At 32.7% G+C, this 1,903-nt stretch carries 2 protein-coding genes; both read left to right on the forward strand.

Translation table 11 applies throughout. The features are described 5' to 3' along the window. Positions 1-167 precede the first annotated feature (167 nt). Positions 168-704, forward strand: a complete 537-nt coding sequence (locus H9628_RS11875) for an STM3941 family protein (protein ID WP_251834356.1) — start codon at positions 168-170, stop codon at positions 702-704. 145 nt (positions 705-849) lie between these two features. After that, positions 850-1,716 carry a DUF5677 domain-containing protein gene (locus H9628_RS11880; protein ID WP_251834357.1) on the forward strand — a complete coding sequence of 289 codons (867 nt, stop codon included), beginning with the start codon at positions 850-852 and terminating at the stop codon, positions 1,714-1,716. Positions 1,717-1,903 lie beyond the last annotated feature (187 nt).

The following is a 1,903-nucleotide window of genomic DNA, read 5'->3' on the forward strand; positions in this document are numbered from 1 at the left end:
CGTACGGGCGGTAACATCGTATATGGCGGATTGCGGAAGTCTGCTTTTGTATCAGAATTTTCGCTAAGTTTAAAGTCGGGTTTTTGTACGAAGATCTGGGGCAGCAGCCGCAACCCTCCATATACGCCGGACGTTATGCCTCATTTTAAAAAGACAGACTGACCAAAATGGAAAGAGTTGAAATTTATTCAAGTAAAAAGAAATCATTATTGTTATTGATAGGTTCAATTGCATTCGTTGCTTTAGGATTTTGGTTAATCTTGGAAGCGGACAACCTGACTGGTTGGAGAGCAAGAAACCCAATTTTCACTCGTGGAATTGGGATTGCTTCAATACTTTTCTTCGGACTTGGAATCTTTGTTGGAATAAAAAGACTGATTAAATCAGAAATTGCTTTAATCATCGACTCCAATGGACTGAATGTTAATCCGAAGAAATCATTGACCGAATACATCAAATGGCGTGACATAAATGGTTTTGAAGAAATCAAAATACAAAGCACAAGAATTGTAATTATCGGAGTGAAAAATCCTGAGTATTGGCTTGACAAAGAGACAAGCGGATTTAGACGAAAATTAATGCAGTTTAACATTAGTAATTACAACTCACCATTCAATATTGCGGCATCTGGACTTGACATTAGTTCGGACAAGCTAATCGAAACTTTGAATAATTATTATGACAGACATAAAAACGAGGCATAACAGCACCTACCCAAAAGGCGGGGTTTCGTGTTCCAAAGACAATTTTGTGGTTAATCAAACATTAGTTTTTCAAATCAAGTTTTGTGGTAAAAGTCCCGCCCTTCGGGTAGCTGCAAAACGTTAGTTACAATATCTCCCAACAACCGTGGATAAACGAGAAACTTTACTTTTACTGGAAACTTTAAGAAAAAAAGATTTTTCTTCTTTGAAAATATCTTTATTACGTGCATCAAATTTACTTTTTAATTATATTCAAGAAGTAAAAGAATTAAATCCTATTATCAAGGAAAGAGAAGTTTATATCGAAACGTTACTGATTAAAATTGCTGCTGCACAAAACTCAATAAACAGTCTAGTTAATCCATCTATACTTGACGTAAATAATAAAAAAGCATCTATCATCGACTATGCATCTATTTTAATTTTAACAAGAAGTATTTTTGAAACATATTTAACCTTAGAATATCTTTTTCTTAGTGATGTAGAAGATGACGAATTAGAATTTAGATTTAAACTTTGGCGTATGTCAGGTTTTATGGTAAGACAAAATACAATTGGAGAAAATCCATTGTTTACCGAAAAATTAACTAGAGAGAAAATAGAAATAGACAAAACAAAAAGAGAAATTATTTCTAGCAAGTATTACGGGCAGATAAAAAAAATGAAAAATAGATTAGAAACATACGGAATAGCAAGGATAATAAGCTGGACTCAATTAATTGAAAAAAGTAGATTAAGAACAAAATTATTTGTAGGTTTTTATCAACTATATTCAAATTATGCTCACTCGGAATTCATATCAGTTATTCAATTGAATGAATTTGGAATTAATTCAGATAGTAAAAACTCTATCGAAATGATAAATTCCGCTTTATTTTGTAACAGATTATTAATTTATTCAGCTCTATATAGCTTGCAAAAACGTTATTCTTATTCTGATGCAATAATATCAAACTTCGATGAAAAAACTAAGTTCGAAATAGATTTCTGGTTTGGTATGGCAACCGATTAAAAGATACTGTAGCTAACACGGCATTTCTATCAGCGGGTCGGAAGTTCCTATCATATAAATTTTCTCTAATTGTTCAATTTGTTATATTTACAAAGACTTGTTATAAAAAGTCCCCGCCAACAGAAATACCCAAACGTTACCGCCCATACTACCTTCCGCCGGTCCAAGATCCGTTTTTGTAATTAAT

Origin of the sequence: Kaistella pullorum, from assembly GCF_014837035.1 — a bacterium.
In the GTDB taxonomy this organism is placed as follows: Bacteria; Bacteroidota; Bacteroidia; order Flavobacteriales; family Weeksellaceae; genus Kaistella; species Kaistella rhinocerotis.